The 26,412-nt window shown below is 76.3% G+C and carries 26 protein-coding genes and 1 pseudogene; 15 read left to right on the top strand and 12 right to left on the bottom strand.

All coding sequences use genetic code 11. The annotated features are described in order from the left end of the window. Positions 1 to 10: 10 nt before the first annotated feature. Positions 11 to 865 (top strand): ABC transporter ATP-binding protein, encoded by an 855-nt coding sequence (locus tag ACIBCJ_RS10700; protein WP_365979424.1) that lies wholly within the window; start codon positions 11 to 13, stop codon positions 863 to 865. Next, positions 862 to 3,381 (top strand): FtsX-like permease family protein, encoded by a 2,520-nt coding sequence (locus ACIBCJ_RS10695; RefSeq protein ID WP_365979422.1) that lies wholly within the window; start codon positions 862 to 864, stop codon positions 3,379 to 3,381. The genes ACIBCJ_RS10700 and ACIBCJ_RS10695 overlap by 4 nt, the downstream gene beginning before the upstream one ends. Positions 3,382 to 3,765: 384 nt before the next feature. On the opposite strand, the gene ACIBCJ_RS10690 is transcribed toward ACIBCJ_RS10695, so the two are convergent. Genes ACIBCJ_RS10690 through ACIBCJ_RS10680 form a run of 3 tightly spaced genes read right to left on the bottom strand, consistent with a single transcriptional unit; the run spans position 3,766 to position 7,315 of the window. Further along, on the bottom strand, positions 3,766 to 6,300 hold the full coding sequence (locus ACIBCJ_RS10690) for an FtsX-like permease family protein (protein WP_365979421.1): 2,535 nt from the start codon (positions 6,298 to 6,300) through the stop codon (positions 3,766 to 3,768). A 2-nt stretch (positions 6,301 to 6,302) separates the two neighbouring features. After that, on the bottom strand, positions 6,303 to 7,061 hold the full coding sequence (locus ACIBCJ_RS10685; RefSeq protein ID WP_362099553.1) for an ABC transporter ATP-binding protein: 759 nt from the start codon (positions 7,059 to 7,061) through the stop codon (positions 6,303 to 6,305). Further along, positions 7,058 to 7,315 carry a hypothetical protein gene (locus ACIBCJ_RS10680; RefSeq protein WP_365979420.1) on the bottom strand — a complete coding sequence of 86 codons (258 nt, stop codon included), beginning with the start codon at positions 7,313 to 7,315 and terminating at the stop codon, positions 7,058 to 7,060. Before ACIBCJ_RS10680 ends, ACIBCJ_RS10685 begins: the two co-directional genes overlap by 4 nt. Positions 7,316 to 7,523: 208 nt before the next feature. Here ACIBCJ_RS10680 and ACIBCJ_RS10675 point away from each other — a divergent pair, with 208 nt between their 5' ends. Next, on the top strand, positions 7,524 to 8,774 hold the full coding sequence (locus ACIBCJ_RS10675; protein ID WP_365979419.1) for a sensor domain-containing protein: 1,251 nt from the start codon (positions 7,524 to 7,526) through the stop codon (positions 8,772 to 8,774). A 118-nt stretch (positions 8,775 to 8,892) separates the two neighbouring features. Here the strand turns inward: ACIBCJ_RS10675 and ACIBCJ_RS10670 are convergent, their stop codons facing one another. Next, entirely contained in the window at positions 8,893 to 10,263 is a 1,371-nt protein-coding gene (locus ACIBCJ_RS10670; protein WP_365979418.1) for a hypothetical protein, read from the bottom strand. 113 nt (positions 10,264 to 10,376) lie between these two features. Here ACIBCJ_RS10670 and ACIBCJ_RS10665 point away from each other — a divergent pair, with 113 nt between their 5' ends. Further along, positions 10,377 to 11,657, top strand: a complete 1,281-nt coding sequence (locus ACIBCJ_RS10665) for a molybdopterin-dependent oxidoreductase (RefSeq protein WP_365979417.1) — start codon at positions 10,377 to 10,379, stop codon at positions 11,655 to 11,657. Continuing rightward, positions 11,654 to 12,139, top strand: coding sequence for a hypothetical protein (locus ACIBCJ_RS10660; protein WP_362504828.1), 486 nt, complete (start codon positions 11,654 to 11,656; stop codon positions 12,137 to 12,139). The genes ACIBCJ_RS10665 and ACIBCJ_RS10660 overlap by 4 nt, the downstream gene beginning before the upstream one ends. Positions 12,140 to 12,282: 143 nt before the next feature. On the opposite strand, the pseudogene ACIBCJ_RS10655 reads toward ACIBCJ_RS10660, so the two are convergent. The 3 genes and pseudogenes from ACIBCJ_RS10655 to ACIBCJ_RS10645 all read right to left on the bottom strand — a co-directional run. Then, positions 12,283 to 12,633: pseudogene (locus ACIBCJ_RS10655) on the bottom strand (class I SAM-dependent methyltransferase); the annotation flags it as partial. A gap of 140 nt (positions 12,634 to 12,773) precedes the next feature. After that, the gene (locus tag ACIBCJ_RS10650) at positions 12,774 to 13,412 is read right to left on the bottom strand and encodes a DUF2064 domain-containing protein (RefSeq protein ID WP_365979416.1); all 639 of its coding nucleotides are present in this window, start codon (positions 13,410 to 13,412) and stop codon (positions 12,774 to 12,776) included. Next, the gene (locus ACIBCJ_RS10645) at positions 13,409 to 14,131 is read right to left on the bottom strand and encodes a glycosyltransferase family 2 protein (RefSeq protein WP_362099574.1); all 723 of its coding nucleotides are present in this window, start codon (positions 14,129 to 14,131) and stop codon (positions 13,409 to 13,411) included. Before ACIBCJ_RS10645 ends, ACIBCJ_RS10650 begins: the two co-directional genes overlap by 4 nt. Before the next feature lie 114 nt (positions 14,132 to 14,245). Here ACIBCJ_RS10645 and ACIBCJ_RS10640 point away from each other — a divergent pair, with 114 nt between their 5' ends. Together ACIBCJ_RS10640 and ACIBCJ_RS10635 are read left to right on the top strand one after the other, a co-directional pair. After that, the gene (locus tag ACIBCJ_RS10640; RefSeq protein ID WP_365979415.1) at positions 14,246 to 15,124 is read left to right on the top strand and encodes a response regulator transcription factor; all 879 of its coding nucleotides are present in this window, start codon (positions 14,246 to 14,248) and stop codon (positions 15,122 to 15,124) included. Positions 15,125 to 15,126: 2 nt separating this feature from the next. Next, positions 15,127 to 16,239, top strand: a complete 1,113-nt coding sequence (locus tag ACIBCJ_RS10635; protein WP_362099580.1) for a HAMP domain-containing sensor histidine kinase — start codon at positions 15,127 to 15,129, stop codon at positions 16,237 to 16,239. A gap of 9 nt (positions 16,240 to 16,248) precedes the next feature. Here the strand turns inward: ACIBCJ_RS10635 and ACIBCJ_RS10630 are convergent, their stop codons facing one another. Next, positions 16,249 to 17,253: an NAD-dependent epimerase/dehydratase family protein gene (locus ACIBCJ_RS10630; protein ID WP_365979414.1), complete on the bottom strand. Its 1,005-nt coding sequence runs from the start codon at positions 17,251 to 17,253 to the stop codon at positions 16,249 to 16,251. Positions 17,254 to 17,461: 208 nt separating this feature from the next. Here ACIBCJ_RS10630 and ACIBCJ_RS10625 point away from each other — a divergent pair, with 208 nt between their 5' ends. The 5 genes from ACIBCJ_RS10625 to ACIBCJ_RS10605 all read left to right on the top strand — a co-directional run bounded on the left by ACIBCJ_RS10625 (position 17,462) and on the right by ACIBCJ_RS10605 (position 19,865). Further along, positions 17,462 to 17,848, top strand: coding sequence for a sortase-dependent protein (locus tag ACIBCJ_RS10625; protein WP_365979413.1), 387 nt, complete (start codon positions 17,462 to 17,464; stop codon positions 17,846 to 17,848). Then, positions 17,845 to 18,450, top strand: a complete 606-nt coding sequence (locus ACIBCJ_RS10620) for a class F sortase (RefSeq protein WP_365979412.1) — start codon at positions 17,845 to 17,847, stop codon at positions 18,448 to 18,450. Before ACIBCJ_RS10625 ends, ACIBCJ_RS10620 begins: the two co-directional genes overlap by 4 nt. A 62-nt stretch (positions 18,451 to 18,512) precedes the next feature. Next, positions 18,513 to 19,004 carry an RNA polymerase sigma factor gene (locus tag ACIBCJ_RS10615; RefSeq protein WP_133888741.1) on the top strand — a complete coding sequence of 164 codons (492 nt, stop codon included), beginning with the start codon at positions 18,513 to 18,515 and terminating at the stop codon, positions 19,002 to 19,004. Then, the gene (locus ACIBCJ_RS10610; protein WP_365979411.1) at positions 18,988 to 19,515 is read left to right on the top strand and encodes a hypothetical protein; all 528 of its coding nucleotides are present in this window, start codon (positions 18,988 to 18,990) and stop codon (positions 19,513 to 19,515) included. Before ACIBCJ_RS10615 ends, ACIBCJ_RS10610 begins: the two co-directional genes overlap by 17 nt. Beyond that, positions 19,512 to 19,865 carry a DUF952 domain-containing protein gene (locus tag ACIBCJ_RS10605; RefSeq protein ID WP_362099598.1) on the top strand — a complete coding sequence of 118 codons (354 nt, stop codon included), beginning with the start codon at positions 19,512 to 19,514 and terminating at the stop codon, positions 19,863 to 19,865. Before ACIBCJ_RS10610 ends, ACIBCJ_RS10605 begins: the two co-directional genes overlap by 4 nt. A 2-nt stretch (positions 19,866 to 19,867) precedes the next feature. Here ACIBCJ_RS10605 and ACIBCJ_RS10600 read toward each other — a convergent pair whose 3' ends face one another. The 3 genes from ACIBCJ_RS10600 to ACIBCJ_RS10590 form a co-directional block, all read right to left on the bottom strand. Beyond that, positions 19,868 to 20,194, bottom strand: a complete 327-nt coding sequence (locus ACIBCJ_RS10600; protein WP_362099601.1) for an SCO5918 family protein — start codon at positions 20,192 to 20,194, stop codon at positions 19,868 to 19,870. 159 nt (positions 20,195 to 20,353) lie between these two features. Further along, positions 20,354 to 21,928, bottom strand: coding sequence for a DEAD/DEAH box helicase (locus ACIBCJ_RS10595; protein ID WP_362099604.1), 1,575 nt, complete (start codon positions 21,926 to 21,928; stop codon positions 20,354 to 20,356). Positions 21,929 to 22,212: 284 nt separating this feature from the next. Then, positions 22,213 to 22,416: a cold-shock protein gene (locus ACIBCJ_RS10590; RefSeq protein WP_003975209.1), complete on the bottom strand. Its 204-nt coding sequence runs from the start codon at positions 22,414 to 22,416 to the stop codon at positions 22,213 to 22,215. Between the two features lie 368 nt (positions 22,417 to 22,784). Between ACIBCJ_RS10590 and ACIBCJ_RS10585 the strand changes: the two genes are divergently transcribed. Then, positions 22,785 to 23,537, top strand: coding sequence for a ferritin-like domain-containing protein (locus tag ACIBCJ_RS10585; protein WP_362504799.1), 753 nt, complete (start codon positions 22,785 to 22,787; stop codon positions 23,535 to 23,537). An 86-nt stretch (positions 23,538 to 23,623) separates the two neighbouring features. On the opposite strand, the gene ACIBCJ_RS10580 is transcribed toward ACIBCJ_RS10585, so the two are convergent. Next, on the bottom strand, positions 23,624 to 24,208 hold the full coding sequence (locus ACIBCJ_RS10580; RefSeq protein ID WP_362099612.1) for a TerD family protein: 585 nt from the start codon (positions 24,206 to 24,208) through the stop codon (positions 23,624 to 23,626). 130 nt (positions 24,209 to 24,338) lie between these two features. On the opposite strand from ACIBCJ_RS10580, the gene ACIBCJ_RS10575 reads away from it, so the two are divergent. Together ACIBCJ_RS10575 and ACIBCJ_RS10570 are read left to right on the top strand one after the other, a co-directional pair. Continuing rightward, positions 24,339 to 24,959 carry a glyoxalase gene (locus tag ACIBCJ_RS10575; RefSeq protein ID WP_362099615.1) on the top strand — a complete coding sequence of 207 codons (621 nt, stop codon included), beginning with the start codon at positions 24,339 to 24,341 and terminating at the stop codon, positions 24,957 to 24,959. 78 nt (positions 24,960 to 25,037) lie between these two features. Next, positions 25,038 to 26,327, top strand: a complete 1,290-nt coding sequence (locus ACIBCJ_RS10570; protein ID WP_365979410.1) for a phosphatase PAP2 family protein — start codon at positions 25,038 to 25,040, stop codon at positions 26,325 to 26,327. Positions 26,328 to 26,412 lie beyond the last annotated feature (85 nt).

Raw genomic sequence — 26,412 nt, 5'->3', positions numbered from 1 at the left:
GACGGGGACCATGAGGCTACGCAAGGACAGGCGGCAGGAGGCCGGGCAGCTGCCGGGAGCGGACGAGAGCCCCGGGGCGCCGGCCGCCACGCCCGGTCTCGCCGTCGAACTGCGCGGGGTCCGGCGGCGGTACGGCCGCGGCGCGGGCGCCGTGCACGCGCTCGCGGGCGTCGACCTGGCCCTCCCGCGCGGCACCTTCACCGCCGTCATGGGGCCGTCCGGATCCGGCAAGTCCACCTTCCTGCAGTGCGCCGCCGGGCTGGACCGGCCGTCGGCCGGATCGGTGCGGCTCGGCGGTACGGAGATCACCGGCATGAGCGAGAACGCGCTCACCGAGCTGCGCCGCAGCCGCCTCGGCTTCGTCTTCCAGGCGTTCAACCTGCTGCCGTCGCTGACCGTGGAGCAGAACGTCCTGCTGCCGATGCGCCTGGCCGGGCAGCGCCAGGACCGGGGCCGGGCCGCCGAGGTGCTCGCGCGGGTCGGGCTGGCCGACAAGGCGCGGCGCCGGCCGGGGGAGCTGTCCGGCGGCCAGCAGCAGCGGGTGGCCGTCGCCCGTGCCCTGGTCACCGCCCCCGACGTGATCTTCGCGGACGAGCCCACCGGCGCCCTGGACACCGGCACCGCCGCCGAGGTCCTCGGGCTGCTGCGGCACGCGGTGGACACCCTCGGCGCCACCGTCGTCATGGTCACCCACGACCCGGCCGCGGCCGCCTGGGCCGACCGTGTCCTGTTCCTCGCCGACGGAGCCTTCGCCGACCACCTCGAACGGGGCTCGGCGGAGCGGATCGCGGCACGCATGGCTGCGCTCACCGGCCGTACGGGGGCCGCGGCGGGGGCCGTCGCCGGGGCGGGGGTGGCGGCGTGAGTCTCAAGCCCAACGGTCTCGCCCGTTCCGCCGTCCGCTTCAAGCCCGCCTCGTTCGCTGGCACGTTCGTCGCGCTGATGATGTCCGCGCTGATCGTCGCGGCCTGCGGTGTCCTGCTGGAGACCGGCATCCGCGCCTCCGTGCCGGCCGAGCGGTACGCGGGCGCGCCGGTCGTCGCGGCGGCCGACCAGTCCGCGCGGGTCGTCGCCGACACCGTCGACGGCCCCGAGGAGACCGCGTACCCGCTGCCGGACACCGCCCGCGTGGACGCGGGACTGGCGGCGAAGGCCGCCCGGGCGCCGGGCGCGGCCGCCGCCGTAGCGGACCTCACCTTCCCCGTGCACGGCGGCGCCGCCCCGTCCGGCGCGCTCACCGGCCACGGCTGGGGCTCGCACGTCTTCACCGGCACCGCGTTGACCGAGGGCGCCGCGCCGCACGTCGGCGAGGTCGTCCTCGACGCCGGAGCGGCCCGTGCCGCCGGGGCCGGTGTGGGCGACACCGTCGCGCTGGAGACGGCCGACGGCCGCGCCGGCTTCCGGGTGTCGGGCCTCGCCTCCCCCGGAGCCGGCGACATCACCGGGGAGGGGCCGGACGGGGGCGCCGTGGCCTGGTTCGCCGACGCCGAGGCGTCCGTGCTGGCGGGGCACCCGGGCCGGGCCGACGCCATCGCCGTCATGGCCCGGGACGGCGTCGACCCGGGCGACCTCGCGGCCGCCGTCGGCAAGGCCCTGGCCGGCTCCGGCGCGCAGGTGCTCACCGGCGACGGCCGCGGCGAGGTCGAGGACCACGGGCTGGCGTACGCCAAGGAGACGCTCTTCGCGGTCGGCGGCTCCTTCGGCGGGATCGCCACCCTGGTCGCGGTCTTCACCGCGGCCGGCACGGTCGCCCTCTCCGTCGGCCAGCGCACCCGGGAGTTCGCCCTGCTGCGCGCCGTGGGCGCCACCCCGCGGCAGATCCGCCGCGCGGTCGCGTCCGAGGCCCTGCTCGTCGCCCCGCTCGCCGGACTGCTCGGCTGTCTGCCGGGCATCGGGCTCGCCCACTGGTGGTTCGGGCAGATGCAGGACCGCGGGGCCGTACCGGAGGCGGTCGACCTGCACGTATCGGGGTTCCCGCTGCTCGCCGCCACCGGTCTCGGGCTGCTCACGGCGCTCGGCGCCGGCTGGGCGGCGGGGCGCAGGCCCGCGAGGACCAAGCCGGGGCAGGCGCTCGCCGAGGCCTCGGTGGAGCGGCTGCGGCCGGGCGTCGTGCGGACCGTCCTCGGGCTGGCCGCGGTCGTCGGCGGCTCGGTGCTCGCCGGGGTGGCGGCCTCCGCCGCCGGGGCCGACGCGGCCAACGCCTCGCTCGGCGTCGTCATGCTCTTCATGCTGGCCGTCGCCCTGCTCGGGCCGGTCCTGGCGCGGGTGTGCGCGGCGCTCTTCGGCCTGCTGCTGCGCGGGGGCGGCGCGTCCGCCTCGCTGGCCGCGGCCAACTCCCGCGCCAACTCGCGCCGCCTGGCCTCCGCGATCACCCCGATCGTGCTGGCGATGGCCTTCGCCTCGACGCTGGTCTTCATGCACACCAGCGAGAGCCACGTCGCCGCCGAGCAGCTCCGCGACGGCATCACGGCCGACCACGTCGTCACCGGCCCGGCGGGTCTGCCGGCCGACGCCGCCGACCGGGCCGCCCGCGCCCCCGGTGTGGACGCGGCCGTGAGCCTGCTGGACACGCAGGTCCTGGTGCCCGTCCGGGGCGGCGGCGAGACGTCGTTGCAGGGGACGGCGACCCAGGGCGTCTCGGGATCCGGCGCGCAGCTCGCGAAGGTGCAGGACCTGGACGTGCGCGACGGCAGCCTGGACCGGGTGGGCGAGGGCCGTATCGCCATCGACCGAACCCTCGCCGACGCCACGGACGTGGGACTCGGCGACAGGCTGCCGCTCTACCTCCCCGACGGCACGAGGGCCGCCCCCGAGGTCGTCGCGGTCTACGGCCGTGGCCTGGGCCTGCCCGCGGTGACCATGGACCGCGCGTCCCTGGACGGCCACGTCACGTCGGCGTTCGCCGACACGCTGCTGGTCAGCGGCGGCGACCCCGGGCCGCTCCGCGCGCTCGGCGAGGTCACCGACGCCTCCGGCTACGCCCTCGCGCGGAACGTGGACCGCGAGTTCGGGGCCTGGGCCAACTACGTGATGGCCGGCGTCCTGGGCGGTTTCGCCGCCGTCGCCGCGGTCAACACCCTGGTGATGACGGTCCTGGACCGCCGCCGCGAACTGACCACGCTCCGCCTCGTCGGCTCCACCCGGCGGCAGGTGCTGCGCATGCTGGGCTGGGAGAGCCTGCTGGTGTCGGCGGCGGGCGTGGCCCTGGGCACCGCCATCGCCGTGATCACGCTGACTCCGATGATGCGCGGCCTGACCGGCGAGTATCCGCACGTGCCCCCGCTCCTGTACGCCGCGTTCGCCGCCACCGCGACGGCTCTCGCCCTCGCCGCCGTGACCCTGCCGGCCCGCACGGCACTGCGCGACCGGAGGCCGGCCTGAGGCCGACGGTGGGCGCGGCTCCCGCGGGGGCCTCGGTTCCGGCCCCGCGGCGGGCTCCGTCCGTCCGGTGGCCCGCGGGTCCCGCGCCCGGGGCGGGCCTGCGGGGCCCGCGGACCGTCCCGCGGGCCCGCACGGCACTGCGCGACCGGAGGCCGGCCTGAGGCCGACGGTGGGCGCGGCTCCCGCGGGGGCCTCGGTTCCGGCCCCGCGGCCGGCTCCGTCCGTCCGGACCCGCGGGTCCCGTCGTCCGAGGCGGGCCCCCGTCCGGCGCCCCGGACCCGGTCGGGTGCCGGCGTCGGGCCCTCCGGTGGCGTGGGGACGGACCGGTCGGCGTGCGACGCCTCCCCCTGTCCGCCTCCGGGCGGCGGCGCCGCGAGCCCGGGGTCACCCCGTGCGCAGTCCCTCCGCCGGAGGGGTGCGCAGGGCGTGGCGGGTGGGGAGTTCGATCGTGAGGTACGAGGTCGCCACGACCGTCGCCGCCACCGCCGGGAGGAGCCAGACGGGGCCCGCCGGCCAGGGGTGGCCGAGGAAGCCCTGGCCGAGGAGGGCCAGCGGGACGGCGGCCAGCAGGAGGCCGCAGGCCAGGGCCGCGGCGGCGACGACGGCGGCCTCACGGCGCATCATCGCGCGGATCTGCCGCGGGGTCGTGCCGACCAGACGCAGCGCGGCGATCTCGGTCCGGCGCTGGGCGGTGGCGGCGACCAGCTTGTTGGCGATGCTCAGCAGCAGGTAGCCGAGGAGCACCACGACCACCGCCAGGTTGATCCACACCTCGGGCGGCGCGTCCGCGCCCGCGGCGTCCGGGGCGGTGCCCGCGACGGTGAGGCCGGGGCGTCCTGCGGCCAGCGCGGTGAGGCCCTTCCCCGCTTCCTCCGTGCCGTCGGTGCGGACCAGCACCCGCTGGTCGAGGCCGGTCGTGGTGTGCCCGGCGGCCAGCCGGCGGGAGAGGACGACCGGGCCGAAGCCCAGGCCCCGGTCGTAGACGGCGACGACCCGGGCGTCGACGCGGGCCCCGTCGCCGAGCACCAGGCGCACCCGTTTGCCGAGCCCGGCGCCGCGCGTGCGGGCGGCCTCGCCGCTCACGGCGACCGTGGCCCCGGTCAGCCGGTCCAGGCTGCCGCCGGTCACCCCGAGGTCGAGGACGCCCCGGGCGTCCGGCGTGAGGACCGTCGCCGAGGCGGACTCGGCCGCGGGTTCGCCCAGTTCCTCGTACTCCCACACCACCGTGGTCGTCCTGGCCGGTGCCGCGGCCCGTACGCCGGGCACGTCCCGTACGGCGGACAGGGTGCCGTCGGGCAGCCCGCCCAGCGCCGGCGCCGTCAGTTCGTACTGGGCGAGGGTGCCTGCCCGGGTGTCGTCGGAGGTGGCGGCCAGCACCGTCGTCTGGGTGAGGGTGTACGTCAGGACGAAGACGATGCCCATGGCCAGCGGACTGACCACGCCCGACAGGCGCAGGGCGTAGGCCCGTACGTTGGACAGCGCCAGCCACGTCGGGGCGGCGGCGCCGGGGCCGAGTCGCCGGACGGCGGCCTCGCCCGCCCGCTTGACCAGCGCCGGGCCGGACAGCGCCAGGCCGATCGCGGCGACGATGCCCGCGATGGAGGTGACCGAGGCTCCGAGGACCGTCCGGGACAGCAGCGGTACCACCGAGAGCGCCGAGGCGCCGAGGATCAGCAGCAGCCCCGCACCGGTCCGCGTCCGCGACGGCGTGCGCGGTTCGCTGCGGGACTCGGCGACCGCCTCGGTGGCCGGCAGCCGAGAGGTGCGCCAGGCCGCGCAGCGGGCGGAGAGCTGTACGGCCGCCACCACCAGGAGCAGCGCGGCGAGCGCGGGCAAGGGGCTGAGGGTGAGGGGGAGTTCGGGCGGGAGGACGTCGTGGCCGGCCAGCAGGTCCCGGAAGCGGCCCGCCAGCAGGTAGCCGGCGGCCACGCCCGGTACCAGCGCCACCATCGCGACGACCGTCGCCTGCGCGGCGGCCAGGCGGCGGATCTGCTTCGGCGTCGCGCCGACGGCCCGCATCAGCGCCAGGTCGCGTCGCTGCCCGGCGATGGCCACGCCCAGCGCGCCCGCGACGACGAACCCGGTGATCAGCAGCACGATCCCGCCGAGCGAACCGGCGAGCAGGATCAGCAGCGAGCGCGCCGACCCGGCGCCGGGCGCCACCGCGTCGCCCCGGTCCGCGCCGGTGCGCACCTCCAGGCCCGTGCCCGCCACCTCCTCGCGGACGGCGGCGGCGACCCGGTCCCGGGCACCGGCGTCGGTGCGCAGCCCGATCAGGTCCACGGTCCCCGCGCGCGGGCCTTCACTCCCGGCGTCGCGCGCGGCCAGCCCGGCGGCCGTCCCGTCCGCGAACCAGACGCCACCGTCCGGGGCGTCGACGAGGGCGGAGACGCGGTAGGCGGCAGCGGGACGCCCGTTCGCCACCACCTCGACGCGCTCGCCGACCGCCAGGCCCGTGCGCGCGTCCACGGCGACCTCGTCCGCGCCGGACGGCGCCCGGCCCCGCACCCGCGCGTCCGCCAGCAACGCGGTCGAGGACCAGCCGTGCCCCGCCGTCCCCGGGTCCTCGGCGACGGGGGTGATGCCGCCCCGGGCGTCGACCAGCGCGGCCGGGAAGCCGATGTCGCCGACGGCCGCGGTGACACCCGGCAGGGCGGCCAGCCGCTCGACGAGCCGGGCCGGGACCGTGGCCCGCTCGGGCAGCGCGACGGGCAGGTCCCCGCTCGGGTGGAACTCCTGGTCGGCGGCGACCACGACGTCCGCGCCGCCGAGCCGCCCGGGCGGCAGCTGCGAACGCAGCCCGGACTCGGCGAGCACGCCGGTGGTGGTGATCAGCGCGGCGCCGCCCAGGACCGCGCAGGCCACGGCGAGCAGTGCGGTGATCCGGTGTGCGGCCGTGCGCAGGGCGAGGTGCAGCACGGCTACCGCTCCCCCAACGCGACGAGACGGTCCGCCAGGTGCGGCGCCGTCGGGTGTTCCAGGGCCTCGACCACCCGGCCGTCGGCCATCACCAGGGCGCGGTGGGCGCGGGCCGCGGCGGCGGGGTCGTGGGTGACCATGACCACCGTCTGACCGAGGTCGTCGACGAGTGCCCGCAGCAGGTCGAGGACCTGGTGGGCGCTGCGCAGGTCCAGCGCGCCGGTCGGTTCGTCGGCGAAGACGACGGCGGGCTTCGCGGCCAGCGCCCGTACCACGGCGGCCCGTTGCTGCTGGCCGCCGGACAGCTCGGCCGGCCGGTGTGCGAGCCGGTCGGCCAGCCCCACCCGCTCGGTCAGCGTGCGCAGCCAGTCCCGGTCCGGGCGGCGCCCGGCCAGGCGCAGCGGCAGGGTGATGTTGTCCTCGACGCTGAGCGAGGGGATGAGGTTGTACGCCTGGAACACGAACCCGACGCGTTCGCGGCGCAGTTCGGTGCGGCGGGTCTCGTTCAGTCCGGAGATCTCCCGCCCGTCGACGCGGACGCTGCCGGACGTGGGGGAGTCCAGCCCGGCGGCGCAGTGCATCAGGGTGCTCTTGCCGGAGCCCGAGGGCCCCATCACGGCGAGGAACGTGCCGTGTCCGACGGTCAGCGTCACGTCGTCCAGGGCCCGGACGCCGCCCGGGTAGGTCCTGGTCACGCCCTCCAGCGCGATGGCGGGCGCCCGGCGCGCGGTGACGGACGCGGGGGCGGCGGCGGTGCTCATCGCCGCCCCCGCAGGGCGCGTACGACGAGGGTGCCGGCGGCGAGGACGGTGACCAGACCGCTGGCCAGGTGGAGCGGGGTGGCGGCACCGGCGAAGGAGAGGGCCATGTTGGCGACCGCGCTGAGCACCACCACCGTCCACAGCAGCGTGCGCAGGAGGTCCCCGCGGGAGACGGCGCCCGGGCCGTCGCCGTCGGCGGGTGCGGCCTGGGGTGTGCCCAGGCGGTAGGGGTCCTGATGGTCCTGGTGGGTCATGGCTGCGGCCTCCGTCGGCGTCGCTTGCGGTCGTTCTCGACGCTAGGGAGCGGGACCCCCCGCCGCCGATCCCGTGGGCCGCCGGGTCCGGGGTACAGCAGGCTGTACTTTCCGGCTCCGCACCCGCCGCCGGCCGCTCCCGCGGCATAGGGTCGGCCCCGTCGAGCCCGCCGGAGGCGGTACGTACGGCCCGGAGGGAGGCAGGCGGATGACGGTCCCGGTCACGTCCGTGCGGGAGACCGCCGTACGGTCCCTGCGCGCCGCCGGTACGGCGACGGGGCAGCTCGTCGGCGGACTCGGTACGGCGGTGCGGGGGCTGGGCGTGCTGGTGCTGCTGGCCCTGGCGGCGGTGACCGCGCCGGTCGGGGCCGGGCTGCTGCTCGCGCCCCTCGCGCTGCGCGCCCTGCACGCACTCGCCCGCCGGGAACGCGAGCGCCTCTCCCGCCGGGGTGTCGAGATCGTCCCGCCCGATCCGCCGCCCACCCGGCTGCGGTCCGCGTGGGGCGACCCGGCGACCCGGCGTGAGCTGGCCTGGCTGGTGCGGCACAGCACGCTGGGGCTGCTGCTGGGTCTGCTCGGTCTCCTGCTGCCGGTGTGCGCCTTCCGGGACACCACCTTTCCCCTGTGGTGGCCCCTGATCCCCGAGGACGCGACGACCACGTCCATCGGTGTCGGCACCGCCCACAGCTGGCTGGACGCGTTCACGGCGACGCTGCTGGGCGTGGGCTGGACGGCGATCCTCCTGGGCCTCGGCCCGGGCATGGCACGGCTCCAGGCCGCCCCGGCCCGGCGGCTTCTGGCGGCGGGACCGGACACGGACCTGTCCCTGCGGGTGGCCGAACTGACCGCGACCCGGGCCGCGGCGCTGGACGCCCACGCCACGGAACTGCGCCGCATCGAACGCTCCCTGCACGACGGCGCGCAGAACCGGCTGGTGTCGGTCACCGTGCTGCTGGGAGCCGCGCGGCGGATGGCGGCACGGGACCCGGCCGGGGCCGACGAACTGCTGGAGCGGGCCCAGTCCGCGGCGGAACAGGCACTGGCGGAGCTGCGTTCGGTGGCGCGGGGCATCCTGCCGCCGGTGCTGGCCGACCGGGGGCTGGCGGGAGCGCTGTCCGGGCTCGCGGCGGACTGCGCGGTGCCGTGCCGCGTCGAGACGGACGTGCCGCACCGGTGTGCGGCGGCGGTGGAGGCGACGGCCTACTTCGTGGTCGCCGAAGCCCTGACGAACATCGCGAAGCACAGCGGCGCCGGGCGGGCCTCGGTCACCGTCCGGGGCCGGGGCGGCCGGCTGCGGCTGCTGGTCGAGGACGACGGCTGGGGCGGCGCCGACGAGGACGGGGGCTCGGGCCTGACCGGCATCCGCCGCCGCGTCGCGGCGCTCGACGGCACCTTCCGCCTGACCAGCCCGCCCGGCGGCCCGACCACCCTCGAAGTGGAGCTGCGCTGCGAGGGCTGACCGGCGCGGAGGGCGGTGCACCGTGGCCGAAGCGTGAGCACCTCCCCCCTTTCCGTCCTCGCGGGGCTCGTCTGAGCGCCCCGAGGACGGATGCGGGCCGACTGCTCACGCTTTTCCCCTACCAGCCCGTCGCCAGCAGGTGGTTGAGGAGAAGCGCCAGCACCGTCTGCGCCGCCAGCCAGGCGCGGGGGCGGCGGAGGAACGCGCAGGACGGCAGCAGCCACAGGGCGAAGGGGAGCCAGATGCGTTCCGTCTCCGCCTTGCTCATACCGGACACGTCGGCGGCCAGCAGCGCGAGCAGCGCGGCGGCCACGAGGAACGCCAGACGGATCTCCTCCCCGCGGGCGTCCGCCACCGCTCCGCCCCCGGCCCGCACGCCCCCGCCGTGCCACCGGACCAGCACGCCCCCGGCCCGGCGCAGGCCCGCCGCCGTCGCCAGGCCCGTGATGAGCACCGTGCAGGCGAGATTGGCCCACACCCAGTAGCCGTAGGGACGGACGCCGGCCGCGCCCTCGTAGTAGCGGGTCACCAGCAGGCGGTACGCCTCCCACCAGTCGAAGCCCACCGCCGTGAAGGCCGCAGGCACCACCGCCGCACCCGCCAGCAGCGGCACGAGGAGCACCGGCCGCCTGCGCACCCCGCGCCGCCCCAGCAGCAGGACGGCCGCCGCGACCACCGCCAGCAGCGTGAGGCCGTAGGAGAGGAAACAGGTCAGGCCGAAGAGCAGGCCCGAACCCGCCGACCACCACAGGGACCGGCCGGTGACGGCGAGGGCCAGCAGCGCCACCGCCCAGGCGGCGACCGCGGCGAAGTAGCCGTCGGCGGACGTGCCGCACCACACGGCCGCCGGTGCCGACACCAGGAAGGGCGCCGCCCGCCGGGCGAGCCGCTCCCCGGCCAGGGCGCGCACCGTCACCAGGACCGCCACGCAGCCGGTGGCGCCCACGGTGATGCACCAGACCCCGGCCCAGCCCCCGCCGCCCAGCCCGATCCGGTCGAGCAGCACGAAGGTGAGCGTGGCCGCCGGCGGGTGCCCGGCGACGTGGGCGGGCCAGTTGTCGGGGGAGTGGATCAGGATGTGCGCGGTGAAGTCGCGCAGGACCGCCGGGATGTCCTGCCAGCGGTCGATCACCGTGAGGTACTCGTGGCGGGTGGTGAGCCGGCCCGCGACGCCCGTCCGCCAGCCGTCGACCAGGGCCAGCGACCAGATCCACGCCATCGACGCCCCCCAGGCCGCGGGCAGCAGCGCACGCCACGGCAGGCGGGCGGCGACGGCCGGGCCGTACACCACCGTCGCCGCCGCCACCAGGACCGCGGCCGGGGTGCCGGGGCCCACGTGCGGGTCCCAGCGGCCCAGCAGCGGCGGCCAGCCGACGATCAGGTCGTCGTACGTGTAGACGTACCGGCCGACCAGGACGGCGGCCGCCACGAGCAGCGCGGCGGCCACCGCCGCGTACAGGTCGCGGGGGACGGAGCGGAGGCGGTTCACCTCGGCACCGTAGGCCGGGGGACCGCCCGCGCGGTGGTGCGCGGGGTGGACGTCAGCGTTTCGTCATGGGTCGGGGACCGTTCCGGGGCCCCGTCCCGGCCTACGGTCGGGACATGCGCGACCTCGCCCCACGGCTTCCGTCCTCGCCGGGTTTCTGGCGCAGCCCGCTGCGCGGGCCCTGGTTCACCTCGGTGCTCGGCCTCGTCCTGCTGGCCGGCATCACCGTCCTGTTCGTGACGGGACTGCTCTCGTACGCCGCCTACAACCCGGACCTGTCCCCGGTCAACGACAAGACCCCGGACAAGGGGATCCTCGGTTTCTACCTCTTCGCCTGGCCGACCGACCCGCCCTGGCTGTACCGCCTCACGCAGGGCGTCCACGTCACCCTCGGGCTGGTGCTGATCCCGGTGCTGCTGGCCAAGCTGTGGTCGGTGGTGCCGAGGCTGTTCACGCTGCCTCCGGCGCGGTCGCTCGCCCACGCGCTGGAGCGGGTGTCGCTGCTGCTGCTGGTGGGCGGCGCGCTCTTCGAGTTCGTCACCGGGGTGCTCAACATCCAGCTGGACTACCTCTTCCCCGGTTCCTTCTATCCGCTGCACTTCTACGGCGCCTGGGTCTTCTTCGCCGCGTTCGTCGCGCACGCGGTGCTGAAGGCGCCGGCCGCCCTGCGCAACGTACGGCGCAGGCGCGCGCGGGCCGGCCGGGATCCGGACGGCACGCCGGCCGGCCGGGAGCCGGACGACGGCCTGCGGTCGCCGCGGCCCGACCCGCCGACGGTGTCGCGGCGCGGGGCGCTGTGGACCGTCGGCGGGGGTTCGCTGCTGCTCCTGGCCACCAGCGCCGGGCGTTCCTTCGACGGGCCGGCCCGGGCCACCGCCCTGCTCGCGCCGCACGGCGGTGCCGAACCGGGCGGCGGCCCGAACGGCTTCCAGATCAACAAGACCGCCGCCTACGCGGGCATCGACGCGGCCGAGACCCGCGAGGACGCCTGGCGGCTCACCGTGGTGGGGCGCACCGGCACGGTCCGCCTCAGCCGCGCCGACCTGCTCCGGCTGCCGCAGCACAGGGCCGCGCTGCCCATCGCCTGCGTCGAGGGGTGGTCGACCTCCGACCAGTGGTGGCACGGAGTGCGGCTGCGGGACCTCGCGGCGCTGGCCGGTTTCGACGACGGTCCGCCGGATCTGCTCGTGGAGTCCCTCCAGCGGCGCGGCGCCTTCCGCAGCGGGGCGCTGCGCGCCAACCAGGTGGCCGACCCGCGCTCCCTGCTCGCCCTGTCCGTGAACGGCGAGACGCTGAGCGCGGACCACGGCTATCCGGCGCGGATCATCGTGCCCGCCGCGCCCGGCGTGCTGAACACCAAGTGGGTGGCCCGGATGACGTTCGGAGAACTGGCATGAACCTCGCACGCAGGCCGCGGCCGCCGTCGCGGGCCGTGATCGGCAGCCCGCTCCACATCCTGCTGCTGTGCTGCTCGTTCGCGCTCGCGGGCTACGCGGGGGTGCGGCTGCTCGACGGCGACCCGGTCGGTGTCGCCCTGTGGTTCGTGGGGGCGGCGCTGCTGCACGACCTGGTGCTGCTGCCGCTGTACGCGGTGGCCGACCGGGCCCTCGTACGCGGGCTCGGCGCGGTGCACCGCCGTGCGTGGGTGCCGTACGTACGCGTCCCGGCCGCGTTCTCCGGGCTGCTCCTGCTGGTGTGGTTCCCGCTGATCAGCGGGCGGGTGGACGCGCGCTACCGGTCGGCGGCCGGGCTGTCGCCGGACGGCTTCCTCGCCCGCTGGCTGCTGATCACGGCCGCGCTGTTCGGCTGCTCGGCGCTGCTGCTCGCCCTGCGGCCGCTGCGCAGCGCGACGAAGCGGCGTTCCCCCGACGTCCACTGAGCGGCGCCGTGCCAGCCGGCGGCGCCGGCGCGGCGCAGCAGGGCACCGGTGCCGACCCGTGCCCACGGGAAGGGACTGCCGGCCGCTCGCCCGTCGGTGACGTCGACGACCTGCACGTGGGCGCGTTCGTCGACCTCGACCGGTGCCGTCTCGGCGATCAGGAGGCCGCCGGGTGCGAGCAGGGCGGCGACGCGGGTGAGCAGGGCGCGGGGGTCGCCGCCGATGCCGACGTTGCCGTCCATGAGCAGGACGGTGTCCCAGCGTCCCTCGCCGGGCAGCGGCTCGAACACGGAGCGCCGCAGCGACCGGCCCCCGGTCCGTAGGGTGCGGGCCACGGCGGCCTCGCTGACGTCGATGCCGAGGGCGGTGCGGCCCCGCGCGGCGAGTTCCGCCACCAGCCGTCCCGGTCCGCAGCCCACGTCGAGGACGGCGCCCTCGCAGCGGTCGAGGACCTCCAGGTCGACCGCGTCGGCCCCGGCGCACCAGCGCTCCACGTCCAGCGGCAGCAGCCAGCCGTCGGTGCGGCGCAGGAACAGCGGCCCGTGTCCGGACCGCAGGGCGGCGGCGTACGGGTCCGAGGCCTCCCACGCGGGGGTGGCGGCCGGCGGGCCGGGGGCGAGGCGCGCGGCCGCCTTCACCGGCTCGCCCGCCGGTCCCCGGCCGGTGCGCACGCCGCCAGCCGGGCGGCGAACCGGCCGTGCGGGGCCAGTGCGGCGACGGCGCGGGCGTCGGCGGCGGTGTCGACGTCGCGCAGGGGCGGCAGGTCCCGTACCCGCAGCCCGGCCGCGAGGAGCCGCTCGCGCTGTACGGCACCCGTCACCGGCGTCGACATGGGTACGCCGCGCAGCAGGGCCGGTTCGGGCCGGGCCATGCCCAGCGCCCAGAAGCCGCCGTCCTCGGCGGGACCGAAGCAGGCGTCGCAGTCGCCGAAGTCCGCGGTGAGCAGCGCAGGCGTCACCTGCGGGGTGTCCATACCGATCAGCAGGGCGGGACCCGTGCACCCGGCGAACGCGTCGGCGAGCCGCTCGTCGAGGCCGCCGGCGCACTGCGGTACGACGTCGAAACCGGGCGGCAGCCAGGGGCCGGGTGCGCCGTCGAGCACCAGGACCCGGCGCCGCGCGGGCGCCGCGGCCACGGCGGCCAGGGTGTCCCGGAGCGCCGCCTCGGCCAGCGCGGCCGCCTCGACGGGGGTGAAGGGCGGGGTGAGCCGGGTCTTGACCCGGCCGGGACGCGGCTCCTTGGCGATGACGAGGAGGGTGGTCGTGGCGGTCACCTGACCCCGCTCCCCTCGCCCGCTCCGGCGCGGACGGCCGGTGCCTCGGCCAGCACGCGGCGCATGTCCCGTACCGCGTGCCAGGTGCCGCGCCAGGTCCCCGTCACCTTGGAGGCGCCGGTGCGGGGCAGGTACGGGACGTCGTGCTCGGTGACCCGCCAGCCGGCGTCGGCGGCCCGCACCACCATCTGGAGCGGGTAGCCGCTGCGCCGGTCGGTGAGCCCGAGGGCGAGCAGCCGCTCGCGACGGGCGGCGCGCAGCGGGCCGAGGTCGCGCAGGCGGAGGCCGGTGCGGCGGCGCAGCAGCCGGGCCAGGGCGAGGTTGCCGGCCCGGGCGTGCGCGGGCCAGACGCCCCTGGCCTGCGGCCGCCGGCGGCCGAGCACCAGGTCGGAGGCGCCGGCTCGGACCTCGGCCACGAAGGGGGACAGCAGGGACGGGTCCAGGGAGGCGTCGCAGTCGCAGAAGCAGACGATGTCGGCGGTGGCGGCGGTCAGCCCGGCGTGGCAGGCGGCACCGAAACCGCGGCGCGGCTCGGTCACGACCGTGGCGCCGAGCGAGCGGGCGAGGTCCGCCGAGCCGTCGGTGGAGCCGTTGTCGACGACGAGCGCACGCCAGCCGGCCGGGATGCGGGCCAGGACCCAGGGGAGGGCCTCGGCCTCGTCCAGGCAGGGCAGTACGACGTCGACGTCCGGAGGGGGCGAGGTGGTCACGGCCTTCACCCTACGAACCGGAACCGGACGAATCGGGCTTTCACTCCTTACGAAACACGGACGTCGCGGCGCCGGCCCCGCCAGGGAAGGACACGGGCGAGCGGCCGGTGCGAGGCTGGCCCCATGCAGCCCACCGAGCCTGCCCCGCAGGCCGCGCCCCCCGGCGGGCCCGCGCCCGCGCCCACGGGGCCCCCGGCACAGGCCCGCACCACACGGCCGACGACGGACCCCCCGGCCGAACACCCGCCGGCCCCTGCTCCGGCGCCCACGCCTCAGGCCGGGCCCCCGGCGCCGCTCTCCGGCGGACCGGCCCGGGTCCTCGTCGTCGACGACGACCCCACCGTCGCGGAGGTCGTGGCCGGGTACCTGGACCGTGCCGGATACCGCGTCGACCGGGCAGGCGACGGTCCGGCCGCGCTCGCCCGGGCCGCCGCGCACCGGCCCGACCTGGTGGTGCTCGACCTGATGCTGCCCGGTATGGACGGCCTGGAGGTGTGCCGGCGGCTGCGTGGTCAGGGGCCCGTGCCGGTCGTCATGCTGACCGCCCGGGGCGACGAGGACGACCGCATCCTCGGCCTGGAGGTCGGCGCCGACGACTACGTGACCAAGCCGTTCAGCCCGCGGGAGCTGGTGCTGCGGGTGGAGTCCGTGCTGCGCCGCGCCCGGCCCGCCCCGGCACGGGCGCAGCGCCCGCCGTCTGCGGCCGGCCTGACGGTCGATCCGGCCGCCCGCAGGGCCACCAAGGACGGCACCGAACTGGCGTTGACCCTGCGCGAGTTCGACCTCCTCACGTTCTTCCTGCGGCATCCGGGCCGGGCGTTCGCCCGGGAGGAGCTGATGCGTGAGGTGTGGGGCTGGGACTTCGGCGACCTCTCCACCGTCACCGTCCACGTACGGCGGCTGCGTGGCAAGGTCGAGGACGATCCGGCCCGGCCCCGGCTCATCCAGACGGTGTGGGGCGTGGGCTACCGCTTCGAGGCCACCGGCCGGGAGGCGGACTGACCGTGCACGCCACCCTCCTCATCGCCCTCTACGCCTTCGCCGGCGCAGCCGCCACCGGCCTGGCCGGCGCGGCCGTGCTGCGGCTGATCCGGCGGCGCTCGCTGACGGCGTCGCTCGCCGTGGTGGCGGCGGTCGCCGTCCTCGCGATGCTCGCGGGCACGCTGGCCGTCGCCTGGGCGATGTTCCTCTCCCCGCACGACCTGTCCGTGGTCACGACCGTCGTGGCGATGGCGGCCGTCGTCTCCCTGGCCACCGCTCTGCTGCTGGGCCGCTGGGTGGTCGCCCGCAGCCGCGAACTGGCCGCCGCGGCACGCTCGTTCGGCGTCGACGGCGGTTACGCGGCTCCCAGCACACCGGCGACCGCCGAACTGGACGCGCTCAGCCGCGAACTGGCGGCGACCAGCGCCCGGCTCGCCCGGTCCAGGGAGCGGGAGCGCGCCCTCGAGGCGTCACGGCGCGAGCTGGTCGCCTGGATCTCGCACGACCTGCGCACCCCGCTGGCCGGTCTGCGCGCCATGGCCGAGGCGCTGGAGGACGGCGTCGCCGCCGACCCCGACCGCTACCTGCGGCAGATCCGCTCCGAGGTGGAACGCCTCAACGACATGGTCGGCGACCTCTTCGAACTCTCCCGCATCCACGCCGGCACACTCGTCCTGGCCCCGGCCCGCATCTCGCTCTACGACCTGGTCGGCGACGCCCTCGCGGGCGCGGACCCGCTCGCGCGCGAGCAGGGCGTGCGGCTGGTCGGCGACGCCGTGACGGCCGTACCGGTCGAGGTGGACGGCAGGGAGATGAGCCGGGTGCTGGGCAACCTGCTGGTCAACGCGATCCGCCGGACCCCCGCCGACGGCACGGTCGCGGTGGCCGCGGAGCGTCTCGCCGACGGCGTGGTGGTCTCGGTGACCGACGGCTGCGGCGGCATCCCCGAGGAGGACCTGCCGCGGGTCTTCGACACCGGCTGGCGCGGCACCCACGCGCGTACGCCCCCGGCCGGCGCCGGCCTGGGTCTCGCGATCGTCCGCGGCATCGTCGAGGCCCACCGGGGCCGCGCCACGGTCCGCAACGTCCCCGGCGGCTGCCGCTTCGAGGTGACCCTGCCCCTGGCGGAGGCCTGAGCCCCAAGGTCACGCCCCGCGCAGACCGGCCCGCGCGAACTCCCGCATGCCCTCCGGGAATCCCACCCGGGGCCGCCAGCCCAGTTCGGTGCGCAGACGGGCGGAGTCGGCGGTGATGTGCCGGACGTCGCCGAGACGGTACTCGCCGGTGACGACGGGCTCGGGACCGCCGTGGGCGGCGGCCAGGGCGGCGGCCATCTCGCCCACGGTGTGCGGCTCACCACTGCCGGTGTTGTACGCGCTCAGGGCGCCCTGCGGCGGCCGGGCGGACTCCAGCGCGGCCACGTTCGCCGCCGCCACGTCCCGCACGTGCACGAAGTCCCGGCGCTGGCGGCCGTCCTCGAAGACGCGCGGGGCCTCGCCGCGGGCCAGCGCGGACCGGAAGAAGGAGGCGACCCCGGCGTACGGGGTGTCGCGGGGCATCCGCGGGCCGTACACGTTGTGGTAGCGCAGCGACACCGCCGTCGCGCCGGCCGTCCGGGCCCAGGCGGCGGCCAGGTGCTCCTGGGCCAGCTTGGTCGTGGCGTACACGTTGCGCGGGTCGGCCGGGGCGTCCTCGCCGACCGGACCCGGGGACAGGTCCGCGCCGCACTCGGGGCACAGCGGCTCGAAGCGGCCCGCGTCCAGGTCCGCGACGGCACGCGGCCCCGGCCGCACCACCCCGTGCGCGGGGCAGGCGTAGCGCCCCTCCCCGTACACGACCATCGAGCCCGCGAGCACCAGCCGCCGGACGTCCGCGGCGGCCATCGCGGCGAGCAGTACGGCGGTGCCCAGGTCGTTGCGCGAGACGTACTCCGCCGCGTCGGCGAACCCGCTGCCGAGGCCGACCATCGCCGCCTGGTGGCACACGGCGTCCACACCGGCCAGCGCCCGCGCGAGGGCCGCCGGGTCGCGCACGTCGGCGCCGGGGTCCTCGCGGACGTCGTAGCCGACGGGCTCGTGCCCCTGTTCCCGCAGGGCCTCCACCACGTGGGACCCGATGAAACCGGCACTGCCGGTGACCAGTACGCGCATGCGTCTCACGCTAGGCCCGCGCAGGCGCCGGACCGGGCGCCCCGGCCGGCACGTCACCGCTTCGTAAGGGCCGGGCGGCGGCATCCGGGAAGCGACTTTGCCATCCCTTTGCAACCCGGTCTCCCGCTGCCTCGTCTCTCCGTCCGATCCGCCCCGCACCGCACCCACGCGGTGCGCCGGGGCGCCGACGACGAGAGAGAGCGACCCGATGCGCCGAACCATCCTCAGTGCCGTGGCCCTGGCCTGCGCCGCCGTCCTGGCGGGCACGACGCCCGCCCTCGCCGACGGCCCCACGGCGACCCCCTCCGCCGCCGCCGAGAGCGCCCCGGGCACCGGTACCGAGCCCACCGAGGCCGCCACGCCGAGTGCCAGCGTCCCGCCGGCCGAACCGACCCGGGCGCCGGCCCCGGCGCCCGCCGACGGCCAGGTCTCCGCCGTACCGGAAGGCGCGGCCGACACCGGGGTGGCGACGTCCGCGGACGGCGCGGGGGCGGACGGGGGACTGATCGGCGCGGGTGCCGGCGGAGTGCTCCTCGCGGGCGGCGCGGTCGTCTTCGCCGTACGCCGCCGGCGGGCGGGAGCGACCGGCGCATGATCCCGCGTCCCGGCCACGCCCTGGCCGCCGTCGCGCTGACCGTACTGCTCGCGGGCTGCGGCGGCGGCCGGGGTGACGGTGACGCCGCCCGCCCGGCGACGGAGGCGGCCGCGACACCGCCCGCCTCGGCGCCGGTGCGGCCGCTGGCGCGTTCGGTTCCGGTGGAGCTGCGCATCCCGGCCATCGGCGTCGACACCCCGGTGATGGGCCTCGGGCTGGCGTCGGACGGCACGGTGGAGGTCCCGCCCGTCACCGACGACGACCGCGCCGGCTGGTACCGGCACTCGCCCACTCCGGGCCAGGTGGGGCCGTCGGTCCTCCTCGGCCACGTCACGGTGGGCCGGTACGGGGACGGGGTCTTCCGGCATCTCGCGCGGCTGCACCGCGGCGACCGGATCGAGGCCCGCCTGGAGAACGGCTCGACGGCCGGGTTCACGGTCACGGCCCTGCGCACGGTCGCCAAGGCCGACTTCCCGACGGACGACGTGTACGGGGACGTGGCCGGGCCGGAGTTGCGGCTCATCACCTGCGGCGGCCCGCGCGACGGCGAGGAGTACCGGGACAACGTCATCGTCTTCGCCCGGCTGAGCGCCACCGGCTGAGCGCCACCGAGGGCGCGCGGCGCCCGCGCACCCCCGCAATACCCTCACGACCATGGAGAGCGTTGAAACGGTCCCGTGACAGGGCGGCGTCCGAGCTGTTCGCCGCCCTGTATCCGCGCCTCGCCGGCTGGTGCCGCCGGCTCGTCGACGACGACGGGACGGCCCACGAGATCGCCTCGGAGGCGTTCACCCGGCTGTGGGCCCGCTGGACGACCGTGGAGGAACCCCGCGGTTTCCTCTACGTCACCGCGGCCAACCTCGTCCGGGACCACTGGCGCAGACTGGAGCGCGAGCGCCGGGCGGTGCGCCGGGTCACCGCGGAGGTCGCGGTGCGCCCGCACCCCGAACAGGCCGATCCCTCGGTGCGGTTGCTCGTACAGTCCCTGCCGGAGCGGCTGCGGGTGCCGATCCTGCTCCACTACTACGCCGACATGCCGATCCGGGAGGTGTCCGTGCTGACCGGACGCAAGGAAGGAACCGTCAAGGCCGACCTGCACGCGGCCCGCGAACTGCTCCGCGTCCACTTGAGGAGAAGCCTTGACCACACGCCTTGAGGACGGACCGGACGACCGCGACGAGCCGGGGCCCGGATGCACCGACGACGATCCGCTGCTGGTCCTGCTGCGCCCGGGCGCCGACTTCCTGGGCCCGCCCCCGGGCCGTTACGAGGCGATCCGCCGGGCGGCGTCCCGCCGGCGTCTCCTGCGCGCCGCCGCCGGTGCCGCCGCGACCGCTGCCGCCGCCGCCCTGATCGCGCTCCCGCTGCACGGGGCGGCCCCCGCCCCGCCCACGCGCCCGGCGCCGCCGCTGGCCCCGGCCCCGGTCGCTCCCGCACCGGACGCCGTACCGAATCCGGTCCCGTCCCGCGGTTCCACGGCGGTGCCCGGCCCGAGCCCGGCGCGGCCCACCGAGACCCCCGGGCCGACCGCCACCAGGCCGTCGGCCGCGCCGAGCGACCCGCCGGCGGGGCAGACCCCGACGAGAGCGCCCGGCTCCGTGGTGCCCACGCCGTCGGCCCCCGGTCCGGGAGAGCGGCGCGGCACGGCTGCTACAACAGGACGATGATCTACCACGTGGTGCCGCTGGCCGACTGGGACGCCGACCCGGGCCGGCCGTACGTGCCCGCCTCCCTCACGAAGGACGGGTTCGTCCACTGCTCGCCGGACGAGGAGACCACCCTCGCCGTCGTCAACGCGTTCTACCGGGACGCGCCCCGGCCCCTGGTGGCGCTGGTCCTCGACGAGGACCGGCTCACCGCGCGGTGCGTGTGGGAACCGGCCGACCCGGCCCCACCGCCGGGCGTCGCCGACGGCACTCTGTTCCCGCACGTGTTCGGCCCCGTCGACCGCACGGCCGTCCGGCGCGTGCTGGAGGTCCGGTGGGACGACGAGGGCCGGGCCACGGGCCTGTCCTGACCTCAGTGCTCCTGGGGCGCGGTGGGGCCGCCGAGCAGCGCGGACGCCGTCTCGACCGGTGTCGCGGCGGGCGAGGCCGGCGCCGGTTCGGCACCCGGGGCGGGGTGGCAGGTGAAGCCCAGGCGGGTCATGGCCCGGGTGACCTCGCCGCCGGAGAAGTCGCGGCGGTCCTGCCGGGTGACGACCTCGCCCACCTGCTTGACGGGGTAGCGGCGGCGGCCGATCGTCACGGACTCACCCGTGACGGGCTCGGGCGTGACGCCCTTCATCGAGTCCACCACCCCGCCCTTGGTGAGGTCGAACGGGTACCGGGCGATGACACAGCGCATGATGCCTCCACGAGGGGACGGGGCGGGTGGATCCGGTCGGACCTGACGGTCCTGGGAGGACCTGAAGGTCCCGGGGGACCACCCGGTCCCGGGGGGGGCCGGGTGGTCCAGGCCTGACGGTCCTGGAGCGGGGTGGTCCAGGCTCGGTCCCGGCAGGGACTAGGCCGCCGTACCGGTCGAGCCGGCCGAACCGCCGGCGGACTGGCGGCGCGGCCTGCGGCGCGGGGCCTCACCGGCGGGACGGCCCTGGCCGGTACGCGGCTGTGCGGCGCCCGTACGGCTCGCCGTGCCGGTGCCCTGCGCGCCCCCGCGCCCCTGAGAGGAACGGCCGCGGCGGCCGCGGGACGAGGAGCCCGAGCCGGAGGCGGCGCGCCGGGGGCGCTCCACCACCGGTGCGGCGATGACGACGGGGACGCCGGAAGGGGTCTGCGCACCGGTGATGCGGGCCAGCTCGGCCTCGCCCGAGCGGACCGGCGTGACCTGCGGGGTGATCCCGGCCAGGGACATCAGGCGGGTCATGTCGCGCCGCTGGTCCGGCGTCACCAGGGTGACGACGCTGCCGGACTCGCCGGCCCGGGCCGTACGGCCGCCGCGGTGCAGGTAGTCCTTGTGGTCGCCGGGCGGGTCCACGTTGACGACCAGGTCGAGGTTGTCGACGTGGATGCCGCGGGCCGCGACGTTGGTCGCCACCAGCGCCGTCACCTGCCCGTCCTTGAACTGGGACAGGGTGCGGGTGCGCTGCGGCTGGGACTTGCCGCCGTGCAGGCCGGCCGCGCGCACGCCGCTCTTCAGCAGCTGCTTCACCAGCCGGTCCACCCGGTGCTTGGTGTCCAGGAACATGATGACCCGGCCGTCGCGCGCCGCGATCTCGACGGTCGTGCGCTGCTTGTCCTCGTCCTGCACGTGCAGGACGTGGTGCTCCATCGTGGTGACGGCACCGGCCGAGGGGTCGACGGAGTGGACCACGGGGTCCGTCAGGTAGCGGCGGACCAGGCGGTCGACGTTGCGGTCCAGGGTGGCCGAGAACAGCATCCGCTGCCCGTCCGGCTGCACCTGGTCGAGCAGGGCGGTGACCTGCGGCATGAAGCCCATGTCGGTCATCTGGTCGGCCTCGTCCAGGACCGTGATGGTGACGTCGCCGAGGGCGCAGTCGCCGCGGTCGATGAGGTCCTTGAGCCGTCCGGGTGTGGCGACGACGACCTCGGCGCCGGACCGCAGCGCGCCGGCCTGCCGGCCGATCGACATGCCGCCGACCACGGTGGCCGTCCTGAGGCCCACGGCGCGGGCGTACGGGGTGAGCGCGTCGGTGACCTGCTGGGCCAGCTCACGGGTGGGGACGAGGACCAGGCCGAGCGGGCGGCGCGGCTCGGCGCGCTTGCCGGCCGTGCGGGCCAGCAGGGCCAGACCGAAGGCGAGCGTCTTGCCCGAGCCGGTACGGCCGCGGCCGAGCACGTCCCGTCCGGCCAGGGAGTTCGGCAGGGTCGCCGCCTGGATCGGGAACGGGACGCTGACGCCCTGGTCGCCGAGGGCGGACAGCATGCGGGCCGGCAGGTCGAGCTCGGCGAAGGTCTCGACGGCGGGCAGCGCCGGGGTGATCGTCTTCGGCAGCGCGAACTCGCCCCCCTGTGGGGCGGCGGCCGGCCGGCGGCCGGAGTTCTGCGGGCGGCCGCCCGAGCGGGAGCGGCGGGGACCGTCGCCGGAGCGTCGGCGGTCGTTGGTGCGTACGCGGTTCATGGGGAACCTTCCTTGTTACGGCACGTAGCAAGGGAGACCCGCAGCGGAAGAGCGGCGCAGGGAATCGCAAGAACGAGCCGGTCCGGTCGGTTTCGGCGCGGAGGGCCGAGGGGACCGGGAGAATTGGTGAAATCAGGAGACGCGGTGAGCGCGGTGAGCGCGCTGGACGCGAAAGCGCGGGGGAGGAATCCGTGACCCCCGCGGGGCGCTGCGCGCCCGGAAACGCGGCGAGCTGGGGCCCGCACCCCAAGGTGCGGGCCCCAGCTGCGGAGTGTGCGAGAGCGTCAGGCCGGGGTGATGTTCTCGGCCGTCGGGCCCTTCTGGCCCTGCGCGATGTCGAAGGTCACCTTCTGGCCCTCGAGCAGCTCGCGGAAGCCCTGAGCGTTGATGTTCGAGTAGTGGGCGAAGACGTCGGGGCCGCCGCCGTCCTGCTCGATGAAGCCGAAGCCCTTTTCGGCGTTGAACCACTTCACGGTGCCGGAAGCCATGTTTTCTCCTTCGGTACGGTGCTCGGAGTTCACCCTGTGTGCACTCCGGTCGCCGCGATGATCACCCCGTCGGAAAAACCTTCAGGCAACCACAACTGCAACTTCCATCGACAGTAGCACGCCGTGATCGGGCGGGTGCCGGTGATAATCCCGGCCCGGTCGGACGTCCGGGAATATTCCCCGTCCGGCGGCCCATTTCCTCCCGCCGGCCCGGCGGGTCTCGCCGGTACGGGCCGCGGATCAGCCCCTGTGGAGACAAAGGACACGTCGGCCCGAGCGGCCGGGGCGGCCCGGCGGAACGGTTCGGCATGCGGCTGCGTCGTCCTCTTCCGGGGCGCGGCGGCCGTGCCCCGGGGAGGGGCGGCGCAGTGGGTACGGACGGGTTCGCCCGGTGGACACGGCGGTTCGAGGACGAGCGGGAGCGCAGAGCGGCCCTGGGCGATCCGGACTGGGCGCGGGGCGCCGTGCTGCACCGGGCGGTGTGGGCGGGCATCCAGCGTTTCCAGGTCGGCGAGGACGGGGACGGCGCGAACCTGGTCGCGAAGGCCGAGGAGGCGGGCGACGCCGACTACGCGCGGGCGGTGCGGCTCTTCGTCGCCGAGGAGCAGAACCACGCCCGGCTCCTCGCCCGGCTGCTGGCCGCGGGCGGCCGGCCGACGCTGAGCGGCCACTGGAGCGACACCGTCTTCGTGCGGCTGCGGCGGCTGCTGGGCCTGCGCACCGAACTGCTGGTGCTGATGATCGCCGAGGTCGTGGCGCTGCGTTACTACCGGGCCCTCAGGGACGGCACCGACGACGCGCTCACCTCGGAGGTGGCGGGCCGCATCCTGGCCGACGAGCGGCGCCACGTCCCGTTCCACTGCGAGCGGCTGCACGACTCGCTGGCCGGACTGCCCGCGGTGGCGCGCCGCCCCGTGATGGCCCTGTGGCGGCTGCTGCTCCTCGCGGTCACCGCCGTGGTCGCCGCCGACCACGGCGCGGGGCTGCGCAGGCTCGGCGTCGGCCGCCGCCGCTTCACGGCCGACGTCATGGCCTCCTCCGCCGAGGTGGTCCGCGCGGTCCTGGCCCCGGGCCCGGACGCGTGGACCGGCGCCGGCGAGGGGGCGGGCGAGCCCGGGTGAGGGGACCGGCGCCGGCGAGGGGTGAGCGCCGGGCGCCGTCCGCGGGCCCGTGCCCGGCGGGGCGCCGCCGCGCACCCCGTCCCGAGCTACTTGCTGACGGCGAAGCGCATCAGCGCGTGCTCGTCGCCCTGCTTGATCTTGCCCGTCTCGTTGACGACCTCCAGCTTCCAACTGCCGCCGACCCGCACGGCCTTGGCCACGGCGCAGCCGTTGTCCTGGCTGAGCAGGCTGGGCCAGATGTCGGCGACCTGCTCCGAGCTGCCCCCGGTCGCGTCGTAGACCTTGAAGCTGATGTTGCGCGCCTTCTGGAAGGAGCTGCCCTTCTTGTAGGCGGCGGCGACGAACACGATCGACGTGATGACGTCGGGAAGCCGCGCGAACTCGACGGTCACCGTCTCGTCGTCGCCGTCCCCGTGGCCGGTCTGGTTGTCGCCGCTGTGCAGCAGCGAACCGTTGCCCATCGGGTCGAGCGAGTCGAGTCCGGCGAGTCGTACCGGGTCGCCGCCCTGGAGGGCGACGGCGATCAGGTCGAGGTCGGTGCCGGTCTTGCGCCGCAGCTTGCCGAGCACTCCGCCGCTGCTGCCGGCGGTGGGGTCCCAGGAGACGCCGATGGACAGGTGGGTCACTCCGTCCAGGTCCGCGGGGCCGCCTTCCTTGGTGAGCGTGATCATGTGTGGGTCATCCTCCGTCGTGGTGCCTGTGACGCCGAGTCTGCCTGGCGCCCGGAGGTTTCGGCAGGGCGGGGCGGCCGGTCAGTTTTCGAGAAGCACCCCGGGCCCTGCCGCCCCTACCGTCGAAGACATGAACTCCATCGACTCCGTCACCCTCGAGGTGGCCGACACCGAGGCCGCCGCCCGCTTCTACGCCGACGCCTTCGGGCTCGACGCCTCGCGGGTGCGGCTGCGCGCCTCCGACTCCCCGACGAGCGGCTTCCGCGGCTTCACGCTGTCGCTCGTGACGGCCCAGCCCGGCAACGTCGACGCGCTCTTCACCGCCGCCGTCGACGCCGGCGCCACCGTCCTCAAGCCCGCCGCGAAGTCGCTGTGGGGCTACGGCGGGGTCGTGCAGGCCCCGGACGGCACGGTCTGGCAGATCGCGACCTCGGCGAAGAAGGACACCGCCCCGGTCTCCCGCGACGTGGACGAGATCGTGCTGCTCCTGGGCGTGGAGGACGTCAAGGCCACCAAGCGGTTCTACGTGGAGCAGGGCCTCACCGTGGGCAAGAGCTTCGGCGGGAAGTACGTCGAGTTCGCCACCGGCCCGGGTACCGTCAAGCTCTCCCTGTACAAGCGTCGCGCCCTCGCCAAGGTCGCGGGCGTCCCGGACGAGGGCACCGGCTCGCACCGTCTCGTCGTGACCGGCGGCACCCGCGCGTTCGCCGACCCCGACGGCTTCACCTGGCAGCCGGAACTCAGCCACTGATCCGCTAGTTTCCTGTGCATGTCATCACGGGAAACTCCGCGAATACCCGGGCGCCGGTCGCGGGCGAGACTCTGGGCCGTGGCCGGTGCGACGACCCTCGCGTTCCTCATCGCGCTGGAGGTGGCCGCGCGCCACTACGGCCTGCCGGGGCCGATGACCAACCAGGCGAAGGAGCTGGTGTTCGCCCCCGCGTCGGGCCCCCTGCTCTACGCGGGCCTGGCGCTCACGATGGTGGTCCTGACCTGGCGGGAGCGCCGCATCGCGCTGGCCGCCGCGGTCGGCATCGACCTCGTCGTCGCCCTGGTGCGGTGGGCGGCGGACGCCACCGTGACCGGCAGCCACTGCTTCGGCAACGGCGCGCTGTGGGTGGTCCTGGGCTGCGGGGTCGTCGCCGTGACCCGACGCACCGGACCGCAGCGGGTGCTCCTGCTGAAGGGCGCCGGCCTCGGTCTGCTGCTGGTGGCCGGCCGCAAGACCGGCGACGCCTGGCTGCTGATCACCTCGAAGACCCGCCCCGCGGTGCTCGACCCGTACGTGGCGACCGCCGACCACGCGCTGGGAAACCCGTCCTGGCTGGTGGGCCGGGCCGTCGAGGCCACCGGCCCGGTCGGTGAGCACCTGCTGGACTGGGTCTACGTCCAGCTCGCGGTGGCTGCGGTCGTCGTCGCGCTGTACCAGCTGCGCAAGGTGGCGGCCGAGCGCCGGTTCCCGCGCCACCACCTGGTCCGCACCTTCCTGCTGATCGGCCTGCTCGGGCCGGCCGTCTACATGGTCTTCCCGGTCGTCGGACCGGTCTTCGCCTACGGCACCGGCGCCTTCGGCACCGGCGGCGAGGAGTGGGCGATCGCCAATCTGTGGCCGCACACGCCGCCCCCGATCAGCGCGCCGCACCCGTTCACGTACGACGGGGTCACCCCCCGCAACTGCATGCCCAGCCTGCACACGGCGTGGGCCACCGTGATCTTCATCCACTCCCGCACGGGCCCGCGCGTCCTGCGCTGGGCGGGAGCGTTCTGGCTGGTCGCCACGCTCACCGCGACGCTGGGATTCGGTTACCACTACGCCATCGACCTCGTCGCCGGCGTGGTCTTCGCGGTCACCGTCGAGGCGGGACTGCGCGCGCTGGACCGCGGCTGGGACCGGTCGGGGAGCCTGCTGGTCGCGCACGGGGCGGTGGTCTTCACCGCGATCCTGTTGTCGACGCGCTACCTGCCCCTGGAGATGGCCCGGCACCCGTGGCTCTTCGGCCCGCTCCTGCTGCTGGCGATGGCCTCGGTGATCCACGGCTACATACGCACTACAAGGACCTGGGAACCGGTGGTGGCGGTACCCCCGGCCCGGCCGGAACCACGCCTCGAGGCGGCCTGAGGCGTCCCGCCCCGCGCACGTCGTCGGGGAGGTGCCGAAGGCGTACGCGCCGCCATGTCCGGCCCGGTGACCGGCCGTGCCGGCC

The sequence above is a fragment of the Streptomyces sp. NPDC051136 genome, assembly GCF_044455745.1.
In the GTDB taxonomy this organism is placed as follows: domain Bacteria; phylum Actinomycetota; class Actinomycetes; order Streptomycetales; family Streptomycetaceae; genus Streptomyces.
The sequence above is the reverse complement of the archived record's forward strand: the minus strand, read 5'-3'. Positions and strand labels throughout refer to the sequence as shown.

Excerpts from the sequence above, each read along its gene's own strand:
- ACIBCJ_RS10575 (WP_362099615.1), top strand. The coding sequence starts at position 24,339 with ATGAACTCCATCGACTCCGTCACCCTCGAGGTGGCCGACACCGAGGCC.
- ACIBCJ_RS10675 (WP_365979419.1), top strand. The coding sequence starts at position 7,524 with ATGACGGTCCCGGTCACGTCCGTGCGGGAGACCGCCGTACGGTCCCTG.
- ACIBCJ_RS10665 (WP_365979417.1), top strand. The coding sequence starts at position 10,377 with ATGCGCGACCTCGCCCCACGGCTTCCGTCCTCGCCGGGTTTCTGGCGC.
- ACIBCJ_RS10625 (WP_365979413.1), top strand. The coding sequence starts at position 17,462 with ATGCGCCGAACCATCCTCAGTGCCGTGGCCCTGGCCTGCGCCGCCGTC.
- ACIBCJ_RS10580 (WP_362099612.1), bottom strand. The coding sequence starts at position 24,208 with ATGATCACGCTCACCAAGGAAGGCGGCCCCGCGGACCTGGACGGAGTG.
- ACIBCJ_RS10595 (WP_362099604.1), bottom strand. The coding sequence starts at position 21,928 with ATGAACCGCGTACGCACCAACGACCGCCGACGCTCCGGCGACGGTCCC.
- ACIBCJ_RS10600 (WP_362099601.1), bottom strand. The coding sequence starts at position 20,194 with ATGCGCTGTGTCATCGCCCGGTACCCGTTCGACCTCACCAAGGGCGGG.
- ACIBCJ_RS10700 (WP_365979424.1), top strand. The coding sequence starts at position 11 with ATGAGGCTACGCAAGGACAGGCGGCAGGAGGCCGGGCAGCTGCCGGGA.
- ACIBCJ_RS10680 (WP_365979420.1), bottom strand. The coding sequence starts at position 7,315 with ATGACCCACCAGGACCATCAGGACCCCTACCGCCTGGGCACACCCCAG.
- ACIBCJ_RS10660 (WP_362504828.1), top strand. The coding sequence starts at position 11,654 with ATGAACCTCGCACGCAGGCCGCGGCCGCCGTCGCGGGCCGTGATCGGC.
- ACIBCJ_RS10590 (WP_003975209.1), bottom strand. The coding sequence starts at position 22,416 with ATGGCTTCCGGCACCGTGAAGTGGTTCAACGCCGAAAAGGGCTTCGGC.
- ACIBCJ_RS10685 (WP_362099553.1), bottom strand. The coding sequence starts at position 7,061 with ATGAGCACCGCCGCCGCCCCCGCGTCCGTCACCGCGCGCCGGGCGCCC.
- ACIBCJ_RS10620 (WP_365979412.1), top strand. The coding sequence starts at position 17,845 with ATGATCCCGCGTCCCGGCCACGCCCTGGCCGCCGTCGCGCTGACCGTA.
- ACIBCJ_RS10640 (WP_365979415.1), top strand. The coding sequence starts at position 14,246 with ATGCAGCCCACCGAGCCTGCCCCGCAGGCCGCGCCCCCCGGCGGGCCC.
- ACIBCJ_RS10630 (WP_365979414.1), bottom strand. The coding sequence starts at position 17,253 with ATGCGCGTACTGGTCACCGGCAGTGCCGGTTTCATCGGGTCCCACGTG.
- ACIBCJ_RS10605 (WP_362099598.1), top strand. The coding sequence starts at position 19,512 with ATGATCTACCACGTGGTGCCGCTGGCCGACTGGGACGCCGACCCGGGC.